Raw genomic sequence first — 18,363 nt, 5'->3', positions numbered from 1 at the left:
AAGGCTTCCCAATCTATCCATGATGTAGATGTATTTATAGTTGTAAAAGGGAGAAGCGAGCTTCTCCCTGATATTACAATTACATGTTCACCGCAGTGTGATCGAAGATAGTTGGCTTATGACATCCCATACAGAACTCAAGTTGAGCTGAAGCATTGGCATCATCGTAAGAACCATTTACAACAGCGCCTTGGCCTTCTGCGTGAGCTTTAATTTCATCGAAACCATGACAAGAAGCACAAGTGGCTGTGATTGGTGTGGTGTAACCATCGTTAACATACCCAGCATCGCCCAGATAACTTGAAGTCGCTAATGCACCTTTCAGTTTGAATGCGTCAAGGTTGAAGTCATTATGACATTGAGTACAGTCACTGATGATACCTTCCTCGCCATGAACACTATGAAGTTTCATTTCAAGTGCACCTTGATTACCACCTGAAGCGTAAGTACCGTCTGGAGTATGACAAGTCACACAAGCATCAACACCTACAACTACTTCACCTTCGTCATTTTCGCGACCTAATTGTTCAGTCATGACAAAACCTGCATGGTAGCCTTTGTGAATTTCAAATGTTTCACCGTGACAGTTTTCACAAGTATTAAAGGCGACTGAATCAGTATGACGCATGCTTGGAGCTTCGCCTGAGAAAGTGCCAAATACTAAGTCTGCTTTCATACTCGTTGTAGTAATATCTTCGCCACAATCAACCGCCTCAGTACCGTCGTTACACATTTCCAAACCAACGAAAGTAAAGGCAGTGTCAGTATCTTGGATGCCAGCAGGTGAGTACTCATCAAACGGAAGGGCTGGTAGGGTGTATTGTAATGCACCTGCTTCTACAGAAACATTTTCACCTAATTCACCATTTCTAACCAAGTCGTAAGCGACTTTTGCTTGTCCGTTTCCTGGGCTTGCGTTGTAACCCATGATTGGGAAGTTTGGACCCACGTTAGTGATAGTCTCAATACGTTGGATTTTGCTTACGAGAGTTGATGCATCAATTGCAGTACCCGCAGCGTCAGTAATCGTGACAGACAGTGTGGCTGTTTTGTCTGAATTAACGATTAATGAAGATGTCATGCCGTACATATCAATGAAGGCTTTTTTCTGTACGAAATCGCCAGTGTGAATCTCTTCTGTCCAGCTAGCGTTATGACATGCGATACAGTTTGAGTTATCAGACTGTTGTGAATGACCTTCACCCGCTTTGAAGTCAATGTTCGTGTGACAACTTGTACAAGTTTCCATTGTTGGAATACGTGTCCAGTTACCCCATTCAGTTAACTCTTCTGATTCAATGTGACAGCTTTGACAGTTGTCTTGAACGATAGCGTGTGCAGTTTCGGCAGTATAATCATTACGGCCCCACACTTTGTTTGAGTTATGAACATTATGAACTAAGTGAGCGAATGCCACTTCAGGTTTACCGCGGCCATCTGCCCATTCTTGGGTATGACAAGTAATACACGTTTCAACCGTAGTGGCTTTGTGGTAAATCTTCTCGCCTTCAGCGTGACATGCTGCACACGCTTCGTGAGATACGATATTTTTAGTGTATAGCGCTTCGTAACCTTCCCCGTCGAAATCAGCAACAATTTCACTGACCGGTACTTCTGTAACACCGTCTAATAACGTTGAAGCTTCAGCAACAACATTAAAACGTTGAGTTAATTCTGAATTGAATGTATCTGTATCGAAGCTTTCGAAAGTGAAGTCGTAGCTACCATTTTTGTTATCAACAAAAGTAGAGGTTGAGCCAAGCTTCTGCCAGTTCGCGCTGTTTCCTGCGCCGCTAGCGCCTGCAGGGATAAGCTGAGCTGCATTTTCAATTGAAAAGTCTTTTAATCCGACTACTGCTTCATCATCTTCATTAGTCGCATAAACTTTAACTGTAGGGATATTGTCGGCATAAGTCACTGACAGCACTTCTAAATTAAGCTGCTCAATTGCTTCTGCTGGTGTTCCACCAGGAAGACCAGGGTTGCCATCTTTACCATCATCACCGTCACTGCCACAGCCTGTTAAGGCTACGCTGACGGCACTTGCTACAAGCATTAGTGCTATTTTTGAATTTTTTTTGTTCATCATTTGTCCCTGCGTATTAAGACATTGCTTAAATTTGACTTGGCTTATTTAGTGCCTAGATACATAGTCTTTTGAGTCAATTCAGCTTTTTGGGTTTTAAATTCATCACTTACAAGGTTAATCCACAACAAGATAAAAATCTTTAAATCTAGACTGATACTGTGAAGCAGATCGGTCTATTTATAAAGAGGTATAATATTTGTCGTTCTAACTCGCTTTAAATCAGTAAAAAGCAAAAAGAGCCGCACATTGGCGACTCTTTATTTTGCTAATTAACCTTTACTGTCCACCCCAATTAGAGTGTGCTTCAAGGATTTGTCCATCGTTATGACAAGTTGAACATGTTTCAACCACATTCAATGCATCATAGTCAGCTTCTGGAACACCTAATGAATCAATCGTACCGACAACACCGCCATTAGTTTCAATGTGTTGGATAGTTGATTCGCTTAAACCATATGGAGGTACGTGACAACTAACACAAGCTGCCGTTTGTGGAGATACAACTAACAATCCATTGTCATCTTTACCAAATGCAACTGGTGTAGATTCAGCAGTGATGTTTTGGATAGAGAATCCATCTTCACCATGACATGCCTGACATTCAGTTTTCTTGAAGAATAACGAACCGCTTGAGTCATAAACGTAATGCTTCGAGTGAACTTTAAATGCTAGGTTAGAAGATTCACCACCTGATGTTGCACGGGTACCATTATGACAAGAAGCACAGCCATCAATGTCATTGGTATAACGGTGAGTGATTTCAGTTGTGTGACATTGCTGACAATCTGCCATTTCTGCATGTTGCATACGTGGTGATTCTTCAACAACTGTACCATCTAAGTTGAAGTAGTAAGTGTCAGAGGTTACGTAAGGAGCACTCTGATCACCAGCATCTAAATCTTCTTCGTTACAGTACTCGATGACGCCTCTGTGAGAACAAACATGAAGTTGACTGCTTAGTACGATAGTTGAACCTGCATCAATCAATGTTGCGATATCAAAGCTATCAGCACTGACCGTAGAGGTAATAGAACCATCCGCTTCTTCAACAAAGGTGTCGTAACCTACTTTTTGGTAGTTCACTAAGAAGTCATCAGTTAATACACCATTAATGACGATAGCACTGTTGAATCCACCATATTGGTATGGGCGAGGATCAATTTGGTTAATCGCAACTAATTCTTCACCATTTTTCACTGTGAAGTTTACTTTAATTTCTGATTCATCATCGGCAACAGTCATAGAGTTGAATTCAACTTTGAGTGTTGTTGCTAAGAAATTACTGTTTAACGCGTAATGGGCTTCATTTGCTCCACGAGCGCGTTCGCCGTCTTTATGACAAGTTAAACAGTTATTGCCTTGTTGATGTGAAGCAGGAACACCGGCAGCTTCAGCTGCAGGGCTCGGGCTATGACAGCTCCAACATGCAGTGGTATCAACATCAGCTTTCCAGCTATCAGTTAAGTTAAACTCTTCATTTGGATTATGACAAGTTAAACAGTTTGATGTCATTTGTGGGTAAACACCCGCGTCAGAGAAGTTAGCTTCAGTATGGATACTGTGAACCATACCTTTGATTGAACCATCGTATTCATACGCTTCACCAATTGCATTACCTTCGCTATCGGTATCCTGTTTGCTATAGCTGTTGTAATCAGTGTGACAGAAAGAACATGCTTCTTCTGTATTATGTTTACTGCCATGCATTGATAATTCACCAGCTTGATCAGCACGGTGACAGGTTTGACAATCTGAATTTGCAAGAATTTGTAGTGGTTTTTCAACTTCTACATCAGTTGCAGGTACCCAATAGAAGAAACTATTGTTAACTAACGTTTGTGATTCGTTGTTGGTTGTTTTGATAGACATGTAAACGCCGTTGGTTGCGTCTGCCATGTAGTCGTATTTATCTAGAGTGTCGATTGCTTTATCAATTGTAATTGAATAGCTACCATCTTTATTGTCAACGAAGCAATCTTCACATTCACTTTTACTACCGTCAAAGTAGCTAGAGCCTGTGAAGTAACCATCGCCTTTGTCTTTATTGAAGTAACTTAACCAAATTTGTCTATCGACACTTGGATTAACAATTTCGTCTTCACCTGGTTCATTTGCAGAACCAACTCGTCCGAAAGATATCGTGGCGATATCAGCAAGTGTTAGGCCTGTAAGAGCAACACCGTTTGCATCAGCTAATTTAAAATCAACAGTTAGAAATTGATTTTCATCAACGCTTGCTGTGGTAATTGTACTCGTTAACGCTGAAACAGAACCAACTGGTTTGCCTACAACACCGTCTTCACCATCACTACCGTCGGTACCGTCACTGCCACAACCGGATAAAGCGAAGGCTATTAAGCCAGCACTAAATACCGCTTTAGCAGTAGTATTGAAATTGAATTTTTTCATCATTGTTCCCTGCAAGAGATTTTTATTCGTACTTGATTCTTCATCATAAAATCAAGTGTATGGATATTATCCAAGCTTTTAATAAGCCTCTTTATTTTATTCACTTAGTTCTATAATCACTGTGATTAAGATCTTAGTATGCCTAAAGAGGTATTTTGAAATCTGCAATTTGCAAGTTGGCATATTGAAAATGTTATGCCGGCGGGAGTGTTATTGCTCATCCGTTGCAATATTGTAGTTTTTCAGTGTTTTATTAAGCTGTTAGGAATACTCAATTTCAGTAAGCATAACGAATAAATCCATTATTCAATGTACCATCACATACATTACTTACGTCTAAAATTGCCATTACTAATAATAGGTCTTTTAGTTAAAAAATGTATGCATAATCAGGTGATTTTTGGCTGATTTTAATGGTCAATTACAAGCTTTTTAAGGAAATTGTGATGCAGATCTCATATTTGTTGCGCGATTAATAATGAGCGGCCAAATCAATAGACTTTTGAAATGAATTTAGTATTGAAATTTAAAGTTATTGCATAAACATGCATTTACCTTAGTTGTGATAAATTATGTGCAAATTGGGCAATGATTGTGCAAACAGTCATGTTCATATCGAATGAGCCATAATTTCGCTTGATCATGGCAGGGGCTTAGGGGATAATCCTGCCGTTCACATTAAAAGAAGCGTTTAATGTGAAATCTATGGTGACCTTAGGGTCCCCTCGCAATGATAACTTGTGAACTCGGCCAGGCCCGGAAGGGAGCAACCGCAGCAGGTGACTCATGTGCCGAGGTGTGGCTCTAGGGGAACCTCCAAATCCTCTCTTTATTATCTTCTTTATTACGTTTTATCTTTTACTAGCCAGTTTATAATCGGTTTTTAATATTTGTATCTATTAACACCAATTATGTGTTTTCTACGCTTGGTAATGCTGCAACTTTAGCTTTTGCTTCAGCCTCTTCTTCGGCTAAACGTCTTTTTAAGTTCGATTTTAAAAATTCTCTAGACTTCTCTAATGCGACCTGTATTTCTTTTTTCATATTTTGAAGTTCATTATAATCTTCAAAAAAATACGTATCGACTAGATGTCTGATATAGCGAACAGGCAACTGATTTAACGTCACGCAGCATAAGTCGGCAAGGTATTCTTCTGGCAGTTCCTCCATTAACCCTTCATCTCTTAATATTTCCATTAATAAGACTTCATAATAATTGCGAATATCAACCTGCATAATTTACTCCGATGGCGCTACTTTTATATCAGTTTGCAACTAGATTGAGTTGGCTGCAATAAAAAGTTGGCTATGGCGTTGGGTTAATTCAGTTTCATCGCGGCTATAACCACCACCGATAACTGCCGCGATTGGGATTTGAGCCTTTTTTGCTGTAGATAAAATTATTGTATCTCTAGCTAAAATTCCAGCGGTTGAAATGTTGAGATAGCCTAGATCATCGTTAATGTGGATATCTACGCCTGCATCATAAAGGATTAAATCTGGTTGATGGATATTAATAAGGTAGGGAACAACTTCTGTTATTGTCTCGATAAATTGATCATCACTGGTATATTTGTGAAATTCAACATCGTGATCTGATTTTGCTTTTCGCGCTGGGAAGTTTTTAAGGCAATGAAATGAGCAAGTAACAATATTAGTATTATTACTGGCTAATGTGGCAGTGCCGTCTCCTTGGTGTACATCACAGTCAATGATTAACACTTTACTGGCTTTACCTGAATTGATCATAGTCGATGCGGCTAATATCAAATCGTTGAAAATACAGAAGCCACTACCGAAATCTTGGTGGGCATGATGGTAACCACCACTTAAGTGTAAAGCGACGCCATTTTCGATTGCCAATTTCGCGCAAAGTACAGTGCCATTAACTGCATGTAAGGTTCTGTCTACTAATGATTCACTCCAAGGGAAACCAATCCGCCTCATTTGTTTTGTATCGAGTGTGTTAGCTAAAAAGCCATCTACATAATCGGGATCATGAACTTGTTTTAGTTGGTCTATGCAAATTTTAGTAGGAGAGTGAAAGTCTTTTGTATTGGCTATACCGCTTGAAATTAAATATTGCTGCAATAATTGATATTTCGTGGTTGGAAAACGGTGCGCACTCGGTAACACCAGCTTAGAGTAGCTGGTGTGATAAACAAGTGGTATGCCCAAATGTAAAACCGAAAGCGCAGAGGGTATGAAAAAAAGTTATAGCTGTTTAATCGCCCAGCTCATAAATTCTTTACGAGTTTCTTCATCAGCTTGAAGCCACCAATATTGAAGCATTTGCTCAGGATGTGTTCCTGTTTGGCTATTGGCGTTAACTTTTGTACTGCTTGTTTTAGTCGTGTTAACTTCATTTGCACTAGTGGCTACAGCAGGTGCCGTTGCTGCAACAGTCGCACTAGGTGCAACTTTAGCGACAGGTAAAGATTTTGTATTACTATCCGTTGCTGAAGCAGACAAGGTATCAATATCTTCGCCTTGATTACCGTTGAACAAATTGGAAATAAAACTACTCTCTTTATATTCTGTTTGAGTTACTGTATATGATACTGCGCCGTTATCTTTTCGAGAAATTACTACTTGAGGGTCTTTGGCAAAGGCTTTAGGCTTTTTGACATAGTCGCCGTCGATAGGCTTTAACTGATACTCGTAATCGCCATCAACCTTGATATCGATAATAAATGGTGAAGATTTAATAAAACTCTGGCTATCACTGAAATCATCATCAACCATATCATGATAACGAATTGCAATTTTGTGCTGGCCGTTATCTAACTCAAGGTTAGTTTTATGCGAGAACATATTGGTATCAATTTCTTTGCCGTCTAAAGCAAGATATTCAAAAGACATAGGAATGGAGAGATTTGCTGCAATAACAGAAGTTGAAGTGACAAAAGCCAGTAATGTCGCACTCAGCGGCAGTGTAAATTTCATTGTTGCTCCTTAACGATTTGTATTTCGATTCGGTCGTTCAAACATTTGAATCCTATCTTCAATATAGCTAATTGCTTGACGGCACTTTCCTAATCTGCGGTGCAGAGAAAGGATTTCATTTTGTATCGTGATTTTGTCAGCACTGTGACAGTTTGCAAGCTTAGTTTCCATTTCTGCAATTTTTTGTTCAAAAGTTGTAGCCCAATTCAAATGTTTATTAAGCTCTTGGTAAATCTGGTGGCTATTTTTCATCACATTGTTAGCTATCCATGCAAATCCACTGTCGGCATGTTGCTGCTGTTGTTTCTTCGCATATCTAGCACGGTTGTTGGCACGTTTTTGTTCAGCTGTTTTTACATTAATATTGGTCGTCACTAAAGCTCGCCGTAATGCAGTAAAGCGGTCTTGTATTCTTTGGCAACTTAACTCGATAATTTTGATGTCTAATTTTAGAGAAAGTTGCTTTTCTAATTGAACAATATCTTTTTTAAGTTGTTGGATACAGGGTGTGAGCTGAGCACCTTGCTGAATAAATAATTGCGAATTAAATCTTTCAATGTCTTGCAGCATTTTCTTCTGTTGTGTAGGCAATTGCTGGTCATGATTTAACGCATCTCGTTCAAGTGTATTGATCTGCTGCTTTAATTGATGAATTAGTTGATTTGTATTTCTCATAACCATGCTGTCCAAGCAAGATTAGCTGCAATTGCTAGTACGACAATAATAAAGAGTGGTTTGACAAAGGGAATTCCGAATCGTATTGCTGATTTCGCGCCAATGAATGAGCCCGCCATCATACACACCCCCATCCATAGACCCAGTATCCAGTCAACTTCACCTAAAAGGGCAAAAATAACGAGTGCAGTGACATTACTGACAAACGTCATGACCCTAGCAAGGGCGCAACTGTTTAATAAAGGTAGCTTGTGCAGCCTGATACTACTTACTGTCCAAAAGGCACCAATGCCAGGACCAGCAAAACCATCATAGCAACCTAGTAGAGTCCCTTGAGCTGCTTGTTTCGTTTTACACGGCGATTGGGTGGGCGCTACAGAAATATTATCTCCCATTGCTTTTGGACTGAGTAAGGTATAAAACGCGATGCTGATGATAACCAATGGAAGAATTTTTTCGAGCCAAGCGGCGTCGATTAAATACACTAAAATGCTGCCTAATACTGCACCTATAAAAGTGGTAATAAAGGCGGTTCGCCAAAATCTAAGTTTGATGAGTTGCTGCTTATAATAAGTATATCCTGCGGTCAATGAGCCGAAACATGCTGCCAGCTTATTTGTGCCTAAGGCTAAATGAGGCGGAATGCCCATAGTCAGTAGTGCGGGAATTGATAACAATCCACCACCTCCTACTACGGCATCAATAAAACCAGCGACTAATCCAATAACAGCCAAAAACGCCCAATGGCTAGGATCTAACAGAAATTCCAAATAAATACCTATTCTATAACTTTACGAAATGGCGGAAGGGCATCAAGTAATGATTTACCATAACGCTTAGTAATAAGACGCCTATCTAAAATGGTGACGCGACCATAATCATCTTCTTTACGGAGTAATCTACCACAACTTTGGATCAATTTGCGTGATGCATCTGGAATGGTGAGCTGTAAAAATGGATTACCACCTTTACTCTTAATGTATTCTGCATGCGCTTGTTCAACTGGTGAAGTTGGCACTGCAAAGGGTAATTTGGTAATAATCAGATTGGTAAGGTAATCACCGGGTAAATCTAACCCCTCTGAAAAACTTCCTGTACCGAAAATAATACTGGGCTTACCTTGGTCACAGCGGAGCTTGTGTTGCTCTAAAATTTGTTGCCTTGGCATGGTTCCTTGCACAAACAGCTGGTCTTTGGCTATTTTACCATTGACCTTATCTGTTACTTTTTCCATTTGCCAATATGAGGCAAACAGTACTAATGTCGCCATTTCATCTTCTACGAGTGCGATAACTTGTTCTGCTAGTTCATCTGTAAAAGCATCTTCAGTGGGTTCATTTTCCATTTGTGGAATAAACAATGTCGCATTATTTTGATAATCAAAGGGTGATAACAAGGCTAAAAAACGACTACCATCATTTAGGGATAACCCGACTTGGTGAGCGAAATGATTGAAATTATTTAAGGCTCTTAATGTTGCGCTACACAATATAACGCCTGCAGCTTTTTGCCAGAGCATATGCTCAAGCATAAAACCGACCTCAATTGGAGATGCGCAAAATAGGTAATCTTGTTGTTTACCGGTAATGAGCTCTGCCCAGCGAGCCATTGGCGCCCCTTTTTTGGAATCCTCTTTTGCGAGCATTTTCCAGAGTTTTGCGAGATTTTCTAACCTTTGCAGTATAAAGCCGGCCTCTGATAAAGCAGCTTCTGATTGATGCTTTGGTAGTTCACCATCTTTGATTGCTTCATTCAGTACACTTTGGATCTTGGTAAATTGTTTTACTGCAAGATTTGATGTAGTTGCTAAGTTTTCTGCTTGTATTAGTAAAGATTCTGGAAGCTTGCCATTTTCGAATCGTAAACGCGTTTCTGGGTTGGCAAAAAGTTTAGGCTGTGTGTCGCAAAAATGGGCAACTTGATTAAGCTGAGTCACTAAATCGCCAATGTGATCGAGCATTGCTTGCACAGGGGCAATAATATGTGTGGTTTTAAGTTGATTTTGAAGTTTGGAGCAGGTCTTTGACGCCTTTTCAAGCCAATCACTCGCCCCCCTCAATGTTGCTTGAGCACTTGAAAAATCTCTTGCTACCGTCGGCAAGTGATGAGCCTCATCTATGACATAAAACATGTCTTCAGGTTCTGGCAAAATCACGCCACCGCCTAACTCTAGATCGGCAAACAGCAAACTGTGATTAACAATAAGTACATCCCAGGTCTCGACATCTTCACGAGCTTTATGAAAAGGGCAGTGATGATGGCTCGACATTTGGCGATGACAACTGTGCTTATCACAGCAAATTTGCTGCCATAAAAAGTCAGGAATAGGCTTTTTTAATGTATCAATCTCGCCGTTCCACTTATTGTCGTTAAAATCTTGATGTAGGGCTTTGAGGAGATCTATTTGACTTTGATCTGGTTTAGTTTGCCACATTGCCATCTGAGATGTGTCTTCAGGACCTATCATGGCAGCGAGTTTAGCTAAACATACGTAACGCTGGCGGCCTTTAACTAAACCGAATTTAAAATCAACGCCAGATTGTTGCAAAAAGAAAGGTAAATCCTTGTGCAATAACTGCTCCTGCAAGGCTACTGTTGCTGTCGCGATACAGACCTTTTTCTTACTTGCCAAAGCTAATGGAATCGTTCCGAGAATATAAGAAAGGGATTTACCAATACCGGTTCCTGCTTCACAAACCATAATGCGTCGTTGTTTATCATAGTCACCAGCTAGGGTTTTTGATATTTCTGCCACCATAAAGTTTTGCTCTCTGCGAGAACGAAAATTTGGCATCGCAGTCGCAATATCTTTATAGATAGTGCGGATCTGGGTTTTGATATGATCCGTTAGCATGTAGGGTCCATTAGCAATCTTTACTTACTAATTCTGTATTAGCTGTTATATGCTGTACATAATAACAGTGATTTTAGTTGTTCGAAATATATAATCTAGCTAAAAGCTAAGCGAAGACTTTTAGCGACAGGATTCAAATCGGATAATGAAGGGCTCGATCTTAGATGTTATGAATATCTATGGCTATGACCTTATTCAGTTAATCACACTCAATATGTAAAGTAATCTTGTTAATCCATGGACACTCAATTGCAAAAAAACACCCTAAAAGGGCTCGTACTCACCCGACACGCCATTTATCGACATGGCCGATTACTATTACAGTATTTTATAAAAACAGCTGACGGTCCTGCAATCATTGAGGTGGAGCAGTCTGATGTTATTTGCTTTTGTAAGCAGATAGATTCTGAGTTCATTTTAAGTCATTTTAGTACTGGTATAAGAATTGAGCCGGTAAGCCTCAAAAGTTTTAATTACGAGGATGTTTCGTGTGTTTATTTAAAATCAACAACGATGTTAAAACAGGTGCTGCGCATTGCTAATGACGCTGGTATTGAAATTTATGAAGCAGATATTAGACCTGAACAACGTTTTTTAATAGAAAGATTTATAGCATTACAAGCTGAATTTGCCTTTAATGCTCCTTTATCACAGCCGCCGTATAACACTGATAATCATCCAAGTACTCACACTTACTTAGCAAGCAAAGCCAGAAGAACAGAAGTTAATGTGCCTGTCTCAATGGTGTCTTTAGATTTTGAATGCAGCCCAACTGGTGAACTGTATTCTGTTGGTTTATATGGTTCACATTCAGCGCTAGATGAGCAAACCGACCTTTATCAGAAAGTCATCATGGTAGGAGAGTCTGAATCAATAGATAACAAAAAGTTTGATAGCGACAAATTAAGCGATGATGACATTCACTGGGTGAGCGATGAAGTCTCATTAATTAAAGCTCTGATAACTTGGTTCAAAGAGTATGACCCTGATGTCATTATTGGTTGGGCGGTGGTGTCCTTTGATTTGGCGCTACTTTATAAGCGTTGTCAAATACATCAAATAGCATTATTAATCGGTCGCGATGAACAAGCGCTGACTTGGAAGGTGGAAGATAAGTATCGTCCTGAGACACTATCGCTGCCTGGACGGGTTGTACTTGATGGTATTGATTGGATAAAAGCGGCTTTTTATCAATTCGAGCGTTATTCACTAGAGCATGTTTCTCAGCACTTATTAAACGAAGGCAAAGCCATTGATCATGTTGAAAATCGTGGGCAAGAAATATGTCACCTTTTTGAGCACAACAAACAAGCATTAGCTTTTTATAACTTAACCGATTGTAGGTTAGTGTGGGATATCTTTAAAAAGACCCAATTACTGGCTTTTGCATTAGAAAGAGCAAAATTAACGGGTCTTGAGTTTGGGCGAGTAGGTGCCTCGGTCGCTGCATTTAATAACTTGTACTTACCGCATCTTCATAGAAGTGGATTTGTTGCACCAGCGAGAGCGGCCAGCAATGGTTTAGAATCTCCAGGTGGCTATGTCATGGACTCCATTCCAGGCTTTTATAAAGATGTATTAGTCCTCGATTTTAAAAGTTTGTACCCTTCAATAATACGTACCTTCTTAATTGACCCTAAAAGTCTTGTTGAAGCAAAATTTAACCCTTTAGAAGATGATGTTGACGGCTTTTTGGAAGCTAAGTTTAATCGTCATAATGCAATTTTACCTGGTCTTATTGCTAGTCTTTCTCTGCAAAGAGAAAAAGCAAAACAAGATAATGATAAACCTCTTTCTCAAGCAATTAAAATTATCATGAACTCTTTATATGGCGTTTTAGGCTCAAAAGGGTGCGTTTTTCATGACGCTAAACTGGCAAGTTCTATCACAATGCGTGGCCATCAAATTATGAAACAAACGAAAGTTTGGATTGAAGAATTGGGTTATAAGGTTATTTATGGTGATACAGACTCAACATTTGTGTGGTTGGGTGAAAAGCATCAAGTAAAAGATATCAATAAGCTAGGAGAGCAACTAGCACATGATATGACAGTTAAGTGGCAACAGCGTTGTCTGGATGAATACGCTTTAACTAGTCATTTGGAGCTAGAATTCGAAAGTCATTTTAGTCAGTTTGTTATGCCAACCTTAAGAGGGTCAGAAGCTGGCAGTAAAAAGCGTTACGTCGGCGCATTAAAGGATGCCGAAGGGCAACTCTCTCTTACTTTCAAAGGAATGGAGCAAGTAAGAAGCGATTGGAGTCCGTTAGCGAGAAGGATCCAATACCATTTGTATTTTTTATTGTTTTCTAATGGTGATGTTAAATCTTATCTAAACGAGCAACTTGAGCAATTGGCTTTGGGTCAATTCGATAATGAGTTGATATTTAGAAAACGATTGAAACGTCATTTAGAAGAATATACCGCTAAATCCTCACCACACGTAAAAGCTGCCATTAGGCTTTGCCAGATCACAGGTGATAAGAATAAAGGTAGAAGAGGAGCGTTAATTGAGTACCGAATGACATTGAATGGTGCTCAGCCTATTACTGCTGTAAATGAGTCAATAGATTATGACTATTACATCGAAAAGCAGATAAAGCCGATAGCGGAGCCAGTTTTAGCCTTATTAGGGGAAGGGTTTGATAGTCTTAGTAGTCATCAGATAATGTTAATTTAGTGTTATTTGATATTGCGTTTGTGGTTATTCGTTACTATTTTTGAATAGTTTGGTAGTTGATTGTACTGTTTGATGTGTGCATTTAGTATATTCATACGGAAATTGCGCTCATTTCTTTGTTTCGTGATATTTCAGCATGCTAGCCTTTGTTGAAAGGATAATACAAACAAAATGGACTGTTACCAGCAACAATGATGAATTTAAAATGGGAAGGTTTAGCTCGATGAAAAAGACTTTAATCGCTTCGACACTAGCAGCAGTGATGTTCGTACCAACAGCTTCAGCAATTGAAATCTATAAAGATGACAAGAACTCAGTAGAAATTGGTGGCTTCATTGATGCACGTGTTTATCACGGTCAAGACACTACAGAAGTAGTCAATGGTGCATCACGCATTAACTTTGGTTTTGATCGCCAAATGGGCGATGGTTGGAATGCGTTTGCTAAACTAGAGTGGGGCGTAAATCCATTTGGTGACAGTGAAATTATTTATAACAATGACCAACTTTCTTATGAGAATGGTGACTTCTTATCGAACCGTTTAGGCTATGTAGGTGTAAACCATGATACATACGGTACGCTGACGATTGGTAAGCAATGGGGTGCTTGGTACGACGTCGTTTATAACACTAACTACGGTTTTGTTTGGGATGGTGATGCTTCTGGTACTTACACATATAACAAAGGTGATGGTTCTGTAAACGGTACAGGTCGTGGTGATAAAACGGTTCAATACCGTAATGCATTTGGTGACTTCAGCTTTGCAGTTCAAGCTCAGTTAAAACAAGATGAGTTTGACGTATTATCAGATGGAAGTATTGGTGACGAGCCAGTGGCTCCGTTAATCAGTGCTCAGCAAACTGTTGCGACAATTGAATATAACAACACTTATGGCTTAGCCCTTACTTACCAAGCTACCGATAATTTTGTTGTGACTGCCGGTGTGAACGTTGGTGAGTTCAAAGGTGAAACTGTCGAAAACGAAAAAATCGAAGAAACTGACATCATTTATGGCTTTGGTTTGACATATGGCGGTGGCTGGGATTCTGAAGGTTTATATGCTGCTGCAAACTACAGTAAACAAGAATTCCACGATACTGACAATTTAGGTCGCATAATTTCTGAAGCATATGGTGTTGAGACGTTAGTATCATACCGCTTTGATAACAACATCCGTGCATTTCTTTCATACAACATCTTAGATGCTGGTGACGAATATAAAGCAGAATACAACGGTGATACTTTCAAACGTCAATTCACGGTTGCTGGTTTGCATTACATCTGGGATGCAAACACTGTAATTTATATTGAAGGTCGTATTGATAGTAGTGACTTCAGTGGTAGTGAAGAAGCTGCTATGAAATTATCAGATGATGATGGTATCGGTTTCGGTATCAGATATACGCTTTAGAAGTTTAATCACTGATAAAAAGCACCCGAAAGGGTGCTTTTTTTTTGTTTAGAATAAAAAAGATGAAGTTAAATGTTAAAACTTTGTACCAATAAGTATGTGTTTCACCATTTAGAATGAAATGGGGCTGCTTAAATATTGTTCATTTGAAAACAAAATGTTAATAAACTTAGTTCTGATTGGTAATAAATAAAACTGTTATCTATCAATATCTTATGGTTTGTTGGTAGTTATATCATCTGATACTGTCCACTAAAATGGACAGATTAACTACCAATATCAAGTAAACTCTCGTTATGTTAATGAAACATATGTTGAATTAATGTTTCATTTGTGATTTTATTGCTCTTGAAATGTAGTAGCGGTGTAATTCGCACACATTCACCAGCTTGGTTTTACTGAGTTTGGAAAATAAGAAAGATATAAGTCCAGGGAGATTGACAATGCATAAGAATTTATTAGCTAAATCAGTGCGTCTAGCAATGATTAGCGGTGCGGCTGCGGCGGCATTCACCACACCAGTAGCATTTGCTGCTGAAGAAGGTGAAAAAGTTGAACGCATCGAAGTTACCGGTTCACGAATCAAACGTGTTGACATGGAAGGTGCTAACCCTGTCCAAGTTATTACGCGTGAAGATCTTGTTGAATCAGGTATTTCTAACATCGGTGATATCTTACAAGAAATTCCTGCAGTTGCTGGTGCAGCAACTAACACTGCTATTAACAACGGTGGTTCTGGTGCAGTACGTGTTTCTTTACGTGGTTTAGGTAGCGCAAGAACATTGGTACTTGTTAACGGCCGTCGTATGGTTAACTCAGGTACTGGTGCTAACGCATCTGCTGACTTAAGTACTATTCCTGTTGCAATCATTAAACGTGTTGAAGTGTTAAAAGACGGTGCTTCAGCTGTTTATGGTTCTGATGCAATTGCTGGTGTTGTAAACATCATCACTCGTAATGATTTTGAAGGTTTCGAAGCTAACGTTTCTTATGACGGTTCTACTGAGAACTGGGATGGCGAAACTAAAACTGTAGATTTCACAGTTGGTGTAAGTAGTGACAAAGCAAATGCGGTAGTAAGTGCATATTACACAGAGCAAACAGAGCAAATGTCTGGTGACCGTGATTGGTCAGCTTTTGAATATGACTTAAACCCAGCCACTGGCGAGTTAGATAAAGGCGGTTCTTCTGCGCCACCATGGGGTCGTTATAACGGCGTAAATAATGGCATTGATGACGCAACTTGTAATTCATTTACTCATGGCGCAGCAAATGGCCCAGGTCAATCTGACCCTTCTGATTTCACAAACCCTACAGGATATGATTGCTGGGATTGGGATAAAGATACTTATAACTATGCACCTGCAAACTATCACTTAACGCCTCAAGAGCGTTACGGTATGTATGCATCTGCTGAATATCGCTTTAATGATTCTGTGCGTTTCTTCTCTGAAGTCTCATTTAACCGTCGTACATCTAAAACTAAACTTGCTCCATTACCATTAGCACCTCTTGCATTCTTCGGTTGGACAGATGCAACTTATTCTGCTGACAACTATTGGAACCAACAGTTAGGTCCTAAGAATGACAATGGCGAGACAGTTGATATTGCTGATTGGCGTCGTCGTATGGTTGAAACTGGTGGACGTGATTCAACATTCGAAGTTGATACTGTACGTGGTGTATTTGGTATCGCTGGTGAGTTTGCTGACACTTGGGGTTATGAAGTGTCTTACGTTTACGGTCAAAACTCATCTAGCACAGCCGGTGCAGGTGGTGTTAACTTTGAAAAAGTTAGCTTAGCTGTAGGTCCATCGTTTATGGATGCAAATGGCGATATTGTTTGTGGTACTGCTGATGCTCCTATCGCTGATTGTGTTTCTTTAAATACATTTGGTATTCCAGGTACAGATACTCAAGTATCTCAAGAAATGCTTGATTATATTACGTTCGAAGCACATGACTTAGGTTCTAATGAACAAACAGTGTTAAGTGCTAGTGTATTTGGTGATGCATTCGAGCTTCCTGCTGGTCCAGTAGGTATGGTATTTGGTGCTGAGCACCGTGAAGAGGAAGGCGCAGATTTACCAGATGCATTAATTGCACTTGGTATTACTAGTGGTTCAAGCCGCCAAAAAACTCAAGGTAGCTACGAAGTTGATGAGCTTTATGCAGAAATGAACTTCCCATTACTATCTGGTGTAGTTGGTGCTGAAAGCTTAGAAATTGACGGTGCTATCCGTTATTCTGATTACAGTACATTTGGTGACACAACTAACTATAAACTTGGTCTTCGTTGGCTTCCTATTGATGGATTAATGTTCCGTGGTACTGTTTCTACAGCATTCCGTGCACCATCTACGAGTGAGTTGTTCGCTGGTAACTCTGATAACAGTCCTTTAGTTTCAGATAAGTGTGCTACAAATCCAACTCCTTTCTGTATCGCTGATGGCGTTCCAGCAGGCGGTTTTGAGCCTATTGGTGACCAATTATCTTCAACTCTAGGTGGTAATGAAGATTTAACACCTGAAGAGGCAGATACTGTAACTATCGGTGCTGTTTGGAGCCCAAGTTTTGTTGATAATTTATCATTTACGCTTGATTACTGGGATATCGATTTAGATAACGCAATTTCTACAATTGGTGAACAGTTAATTTTAGATAAATGTGCTGAAGAAGGTACTTACTGTGACTTAATTACTCGTTATGGACCTGAATTCCCAGGTTTATATGGTAACTCAAGTGATATTGATAATCGTAACATTAACGTGGGTGGAGTACATTCATCAGGTTATGATTTCAATGCTCAATACAGTATTGAAACTGGTATCGGTGATTTAAGCTTCGTTCTAGATACTACATACTATGACACATACGAAATCACTCAAGCTGATGGTTCAACGATTGAAAACGCTGGTTGGTTCCGTCGTACAAGTGGTGATGGTAACTTCCCTGAGTGGAAAACTAACTTCAACATTAACTTAGCACAAGATAACTGGTCAGCTAACTGGAAGATCCGTTACATTGGTGAAGCATTAGAGCCATTTGATGCTAACAATGATGGTTCTACAGATCTTGATGATTTAAGTGATTCTCGTACAGTTGATAGTCAAACGGTACATGATGCACGCTTTACTTATTACTTTGATAACGTAAGTACTACTATTGGAGTCAGCAACGTATTTGACCAAGACCCACCATATGCGGCGACTGGTTTCAATGACAATACTGACCCACGTACATATGCTACAACTGGTAGACACTTGTACTTAGGTGTTGGCGTTAAGTTCTAAAATTAGT

The 18,363-nt window shown here is 39.6% G+C and carries 11 protein-coding genes and 1 other RNA gene; 4 read left to right on the top strand and 8 right to left on the bottom strand.

The window, feature by feature from the left end; translation table 11 throughout:
- Positions 1 to 79 precede the first annotated feature (79 nt).
- Positions 80 to 2,086, bottom strand: coding sequence for an OmcA/MtrC family decaheme c-type cytochrome (locus AN944_RS07135; RefSeq protein ID WP_372037882.1), 2,007 nt, complete (start codon positions 2,084 to 2,086; stop codon positions 80 to 82).
- A gap of 279 nt (positions 2,087 to 2,365) precedes the next feature.
- The gene (locus AN944_RS07130) at positions 2,366 to 4,498 is read right to left on the bottom strand and encodes an OmcA/MtrC family decaheme c-type cytochrome (RefSeq protein ID WP_055023910.1); all 2,133 of its coding nucleotides are present in this window, start codon (positions 4,496 to 4,498) and stop codon (positions 2,366 to 2,368) included.
- Between the two features lie 714 nt (positions 4,499 to 5,212).
- Between AN944_RS07130 and ffs the strand changes: the two genes are divergently transcribed.
- An RNA gene (ffs, locus tag AN944_RS21310) (signal recognition particle sRNA small type) lies at positions 5,213 to 5,309 on the top strand.
- Between the two features lie 98 nt (positions 5,310 to 5,407).
- Here the strand turns inward: ffs and AN944_RS07125 are convergent.
- Genes AN944_RS07125 through dinG form a run of 6 tightly spaced genes read right to left on the bottom strand, consistent with a single transcriptional unit; the run spans position 5,408 to position 10,973 of the window.
- Entirely contained in the window at positions 5,408 to 5,734 is a 327-nt protein-coding gene (locus AN944_RS07125) for a late competence development ComFB family protein (RefSeq protein WP_055023909.1), read from the bottom strand.
- Positions 5,735 to 5,773: 39 nt separating this feature from the next.
- Positions 5,774 to 6,676, bottom strand: coding sequence for a histone deacetylase (locus AN944_RS07120; RefSeq protein ID WP_055023908.1), 903 nt, complete (start codon positions 6,674 to 6,676; stop codon positions 5,774 to 5,776).
- A 36-nt stretch (positions 6,677 to 6,712) separates the two neighbouring features.
- Positions 6,713 to 7,444, bottom strand: coding sequence for a DUF2057 domain-containing protein (locus AN944_RS07115; protein WP_055023907.1), 732 nt, complete (start codon positions 7,442 to 7,444; stop codon positions 6,713 to 6,715).
- Between the two features lie 9 nt (positions 7,445 to 7,453).
- The gene (locus AN944_RS07110) at positions 7,454 to 8,119 is read right to left on the bottom strand and encodes a primosomal replication protein (protein ID WP_408005076.1); all 666 of its coding nucleotides are present in this window, start codon (positions 8,117 to 8,119) and stop codon (positions 7,454 to 7,456) included.
- On the bottom strand, positions 8,116 to 8,889 hold the full coding sequence (locus AN944_RS07105) for a TSUP family transporter (RefSeq protein ID WP_055023905.1): 774 nt from the start codon (positions 8,887 to 8,889) through the stop codon (positions 8,116 to 8,118). Before AN944_RS07105 ends, AN944_RS07110 begins: the two co-directional genes overlap by 4 nt.
- Before the next feature lie 8 nt (positions 8,890 to 8,897).
- Positions 8,898 to 10,973 (bottom strand): ATP-dependent DNA helicase DinG, encoded by a 2,076-nt coding sequence (gene dinG, locus AN944_RS07100; protein ID WP_055023904.1) that lies wholly within the window; start codon positions 10,971 to 10,973, stop codon positions 8,898 to 8,900.
- A 249-nt stretch (positions 10,974 to 11,222) separates the two neighbouring features.
- On the opposite strand from dinG, the gene AN944_RS07095 reads away from it, so the two are divergent.
- The 3 genes from AN944_RS07095 (at position 11,223) to AN944_RS07085 (ending at position 18,356) form a co-directional block, all read left to right on the top strand.
- On the top strand, positions 11,223 to 13,652 hold the full coding sequence (locus AN944_RS07095) for a DNA polymerase II (RefSeq protein ID WP_408005075.1): 2,430 nt from the start codon (positions 11,223 to 11,225) through the stop codon (positions 13,650 to 13,652).
- A 223-nt stretch (positions 13,653 to 13,875) separates the two neighbouring features.
- Complete coding sequence (locus AN944_RS07090) at positions 13,876 to 15,063, top strand: porin (RefSeq protein WP_055023902.1); 1,188 nt, start codon at positions 13,876 to 13,878, stop codon at positions 15,061 to 15,063.
- Positions 15,064 to 15,506: 443 nt separating this feature from the next.
- Positions 15,507 to 18,356, top strand: a complete 2,850-nt coding sequence (locus AN944_RS07085) for a TonB-dependent receptor (RefSeq protein WP_055023901.1) — start codon at positions 15,507 to 15,509, stop codon at positions 18,354 to 18,356.
- The last annotated feature ends 7 nt before the right edge of the window (positions 18,357 to 18,363 follow it).

The sequence above is a fragment of the Shewanella sp. P1-14-1 genome, assembly GCF_001401775.1.
In the GTDB taxonomy this organism is placed as follows: Bacteria; Pseudomonadota; Gammaproteobacteria; order Enterobacterales; family Shewanellaceae; genus Shewanella; species Shewanella japonica.
This window is presented reverse-complemented; position numbering and strand designations above follow the sequence as displayed.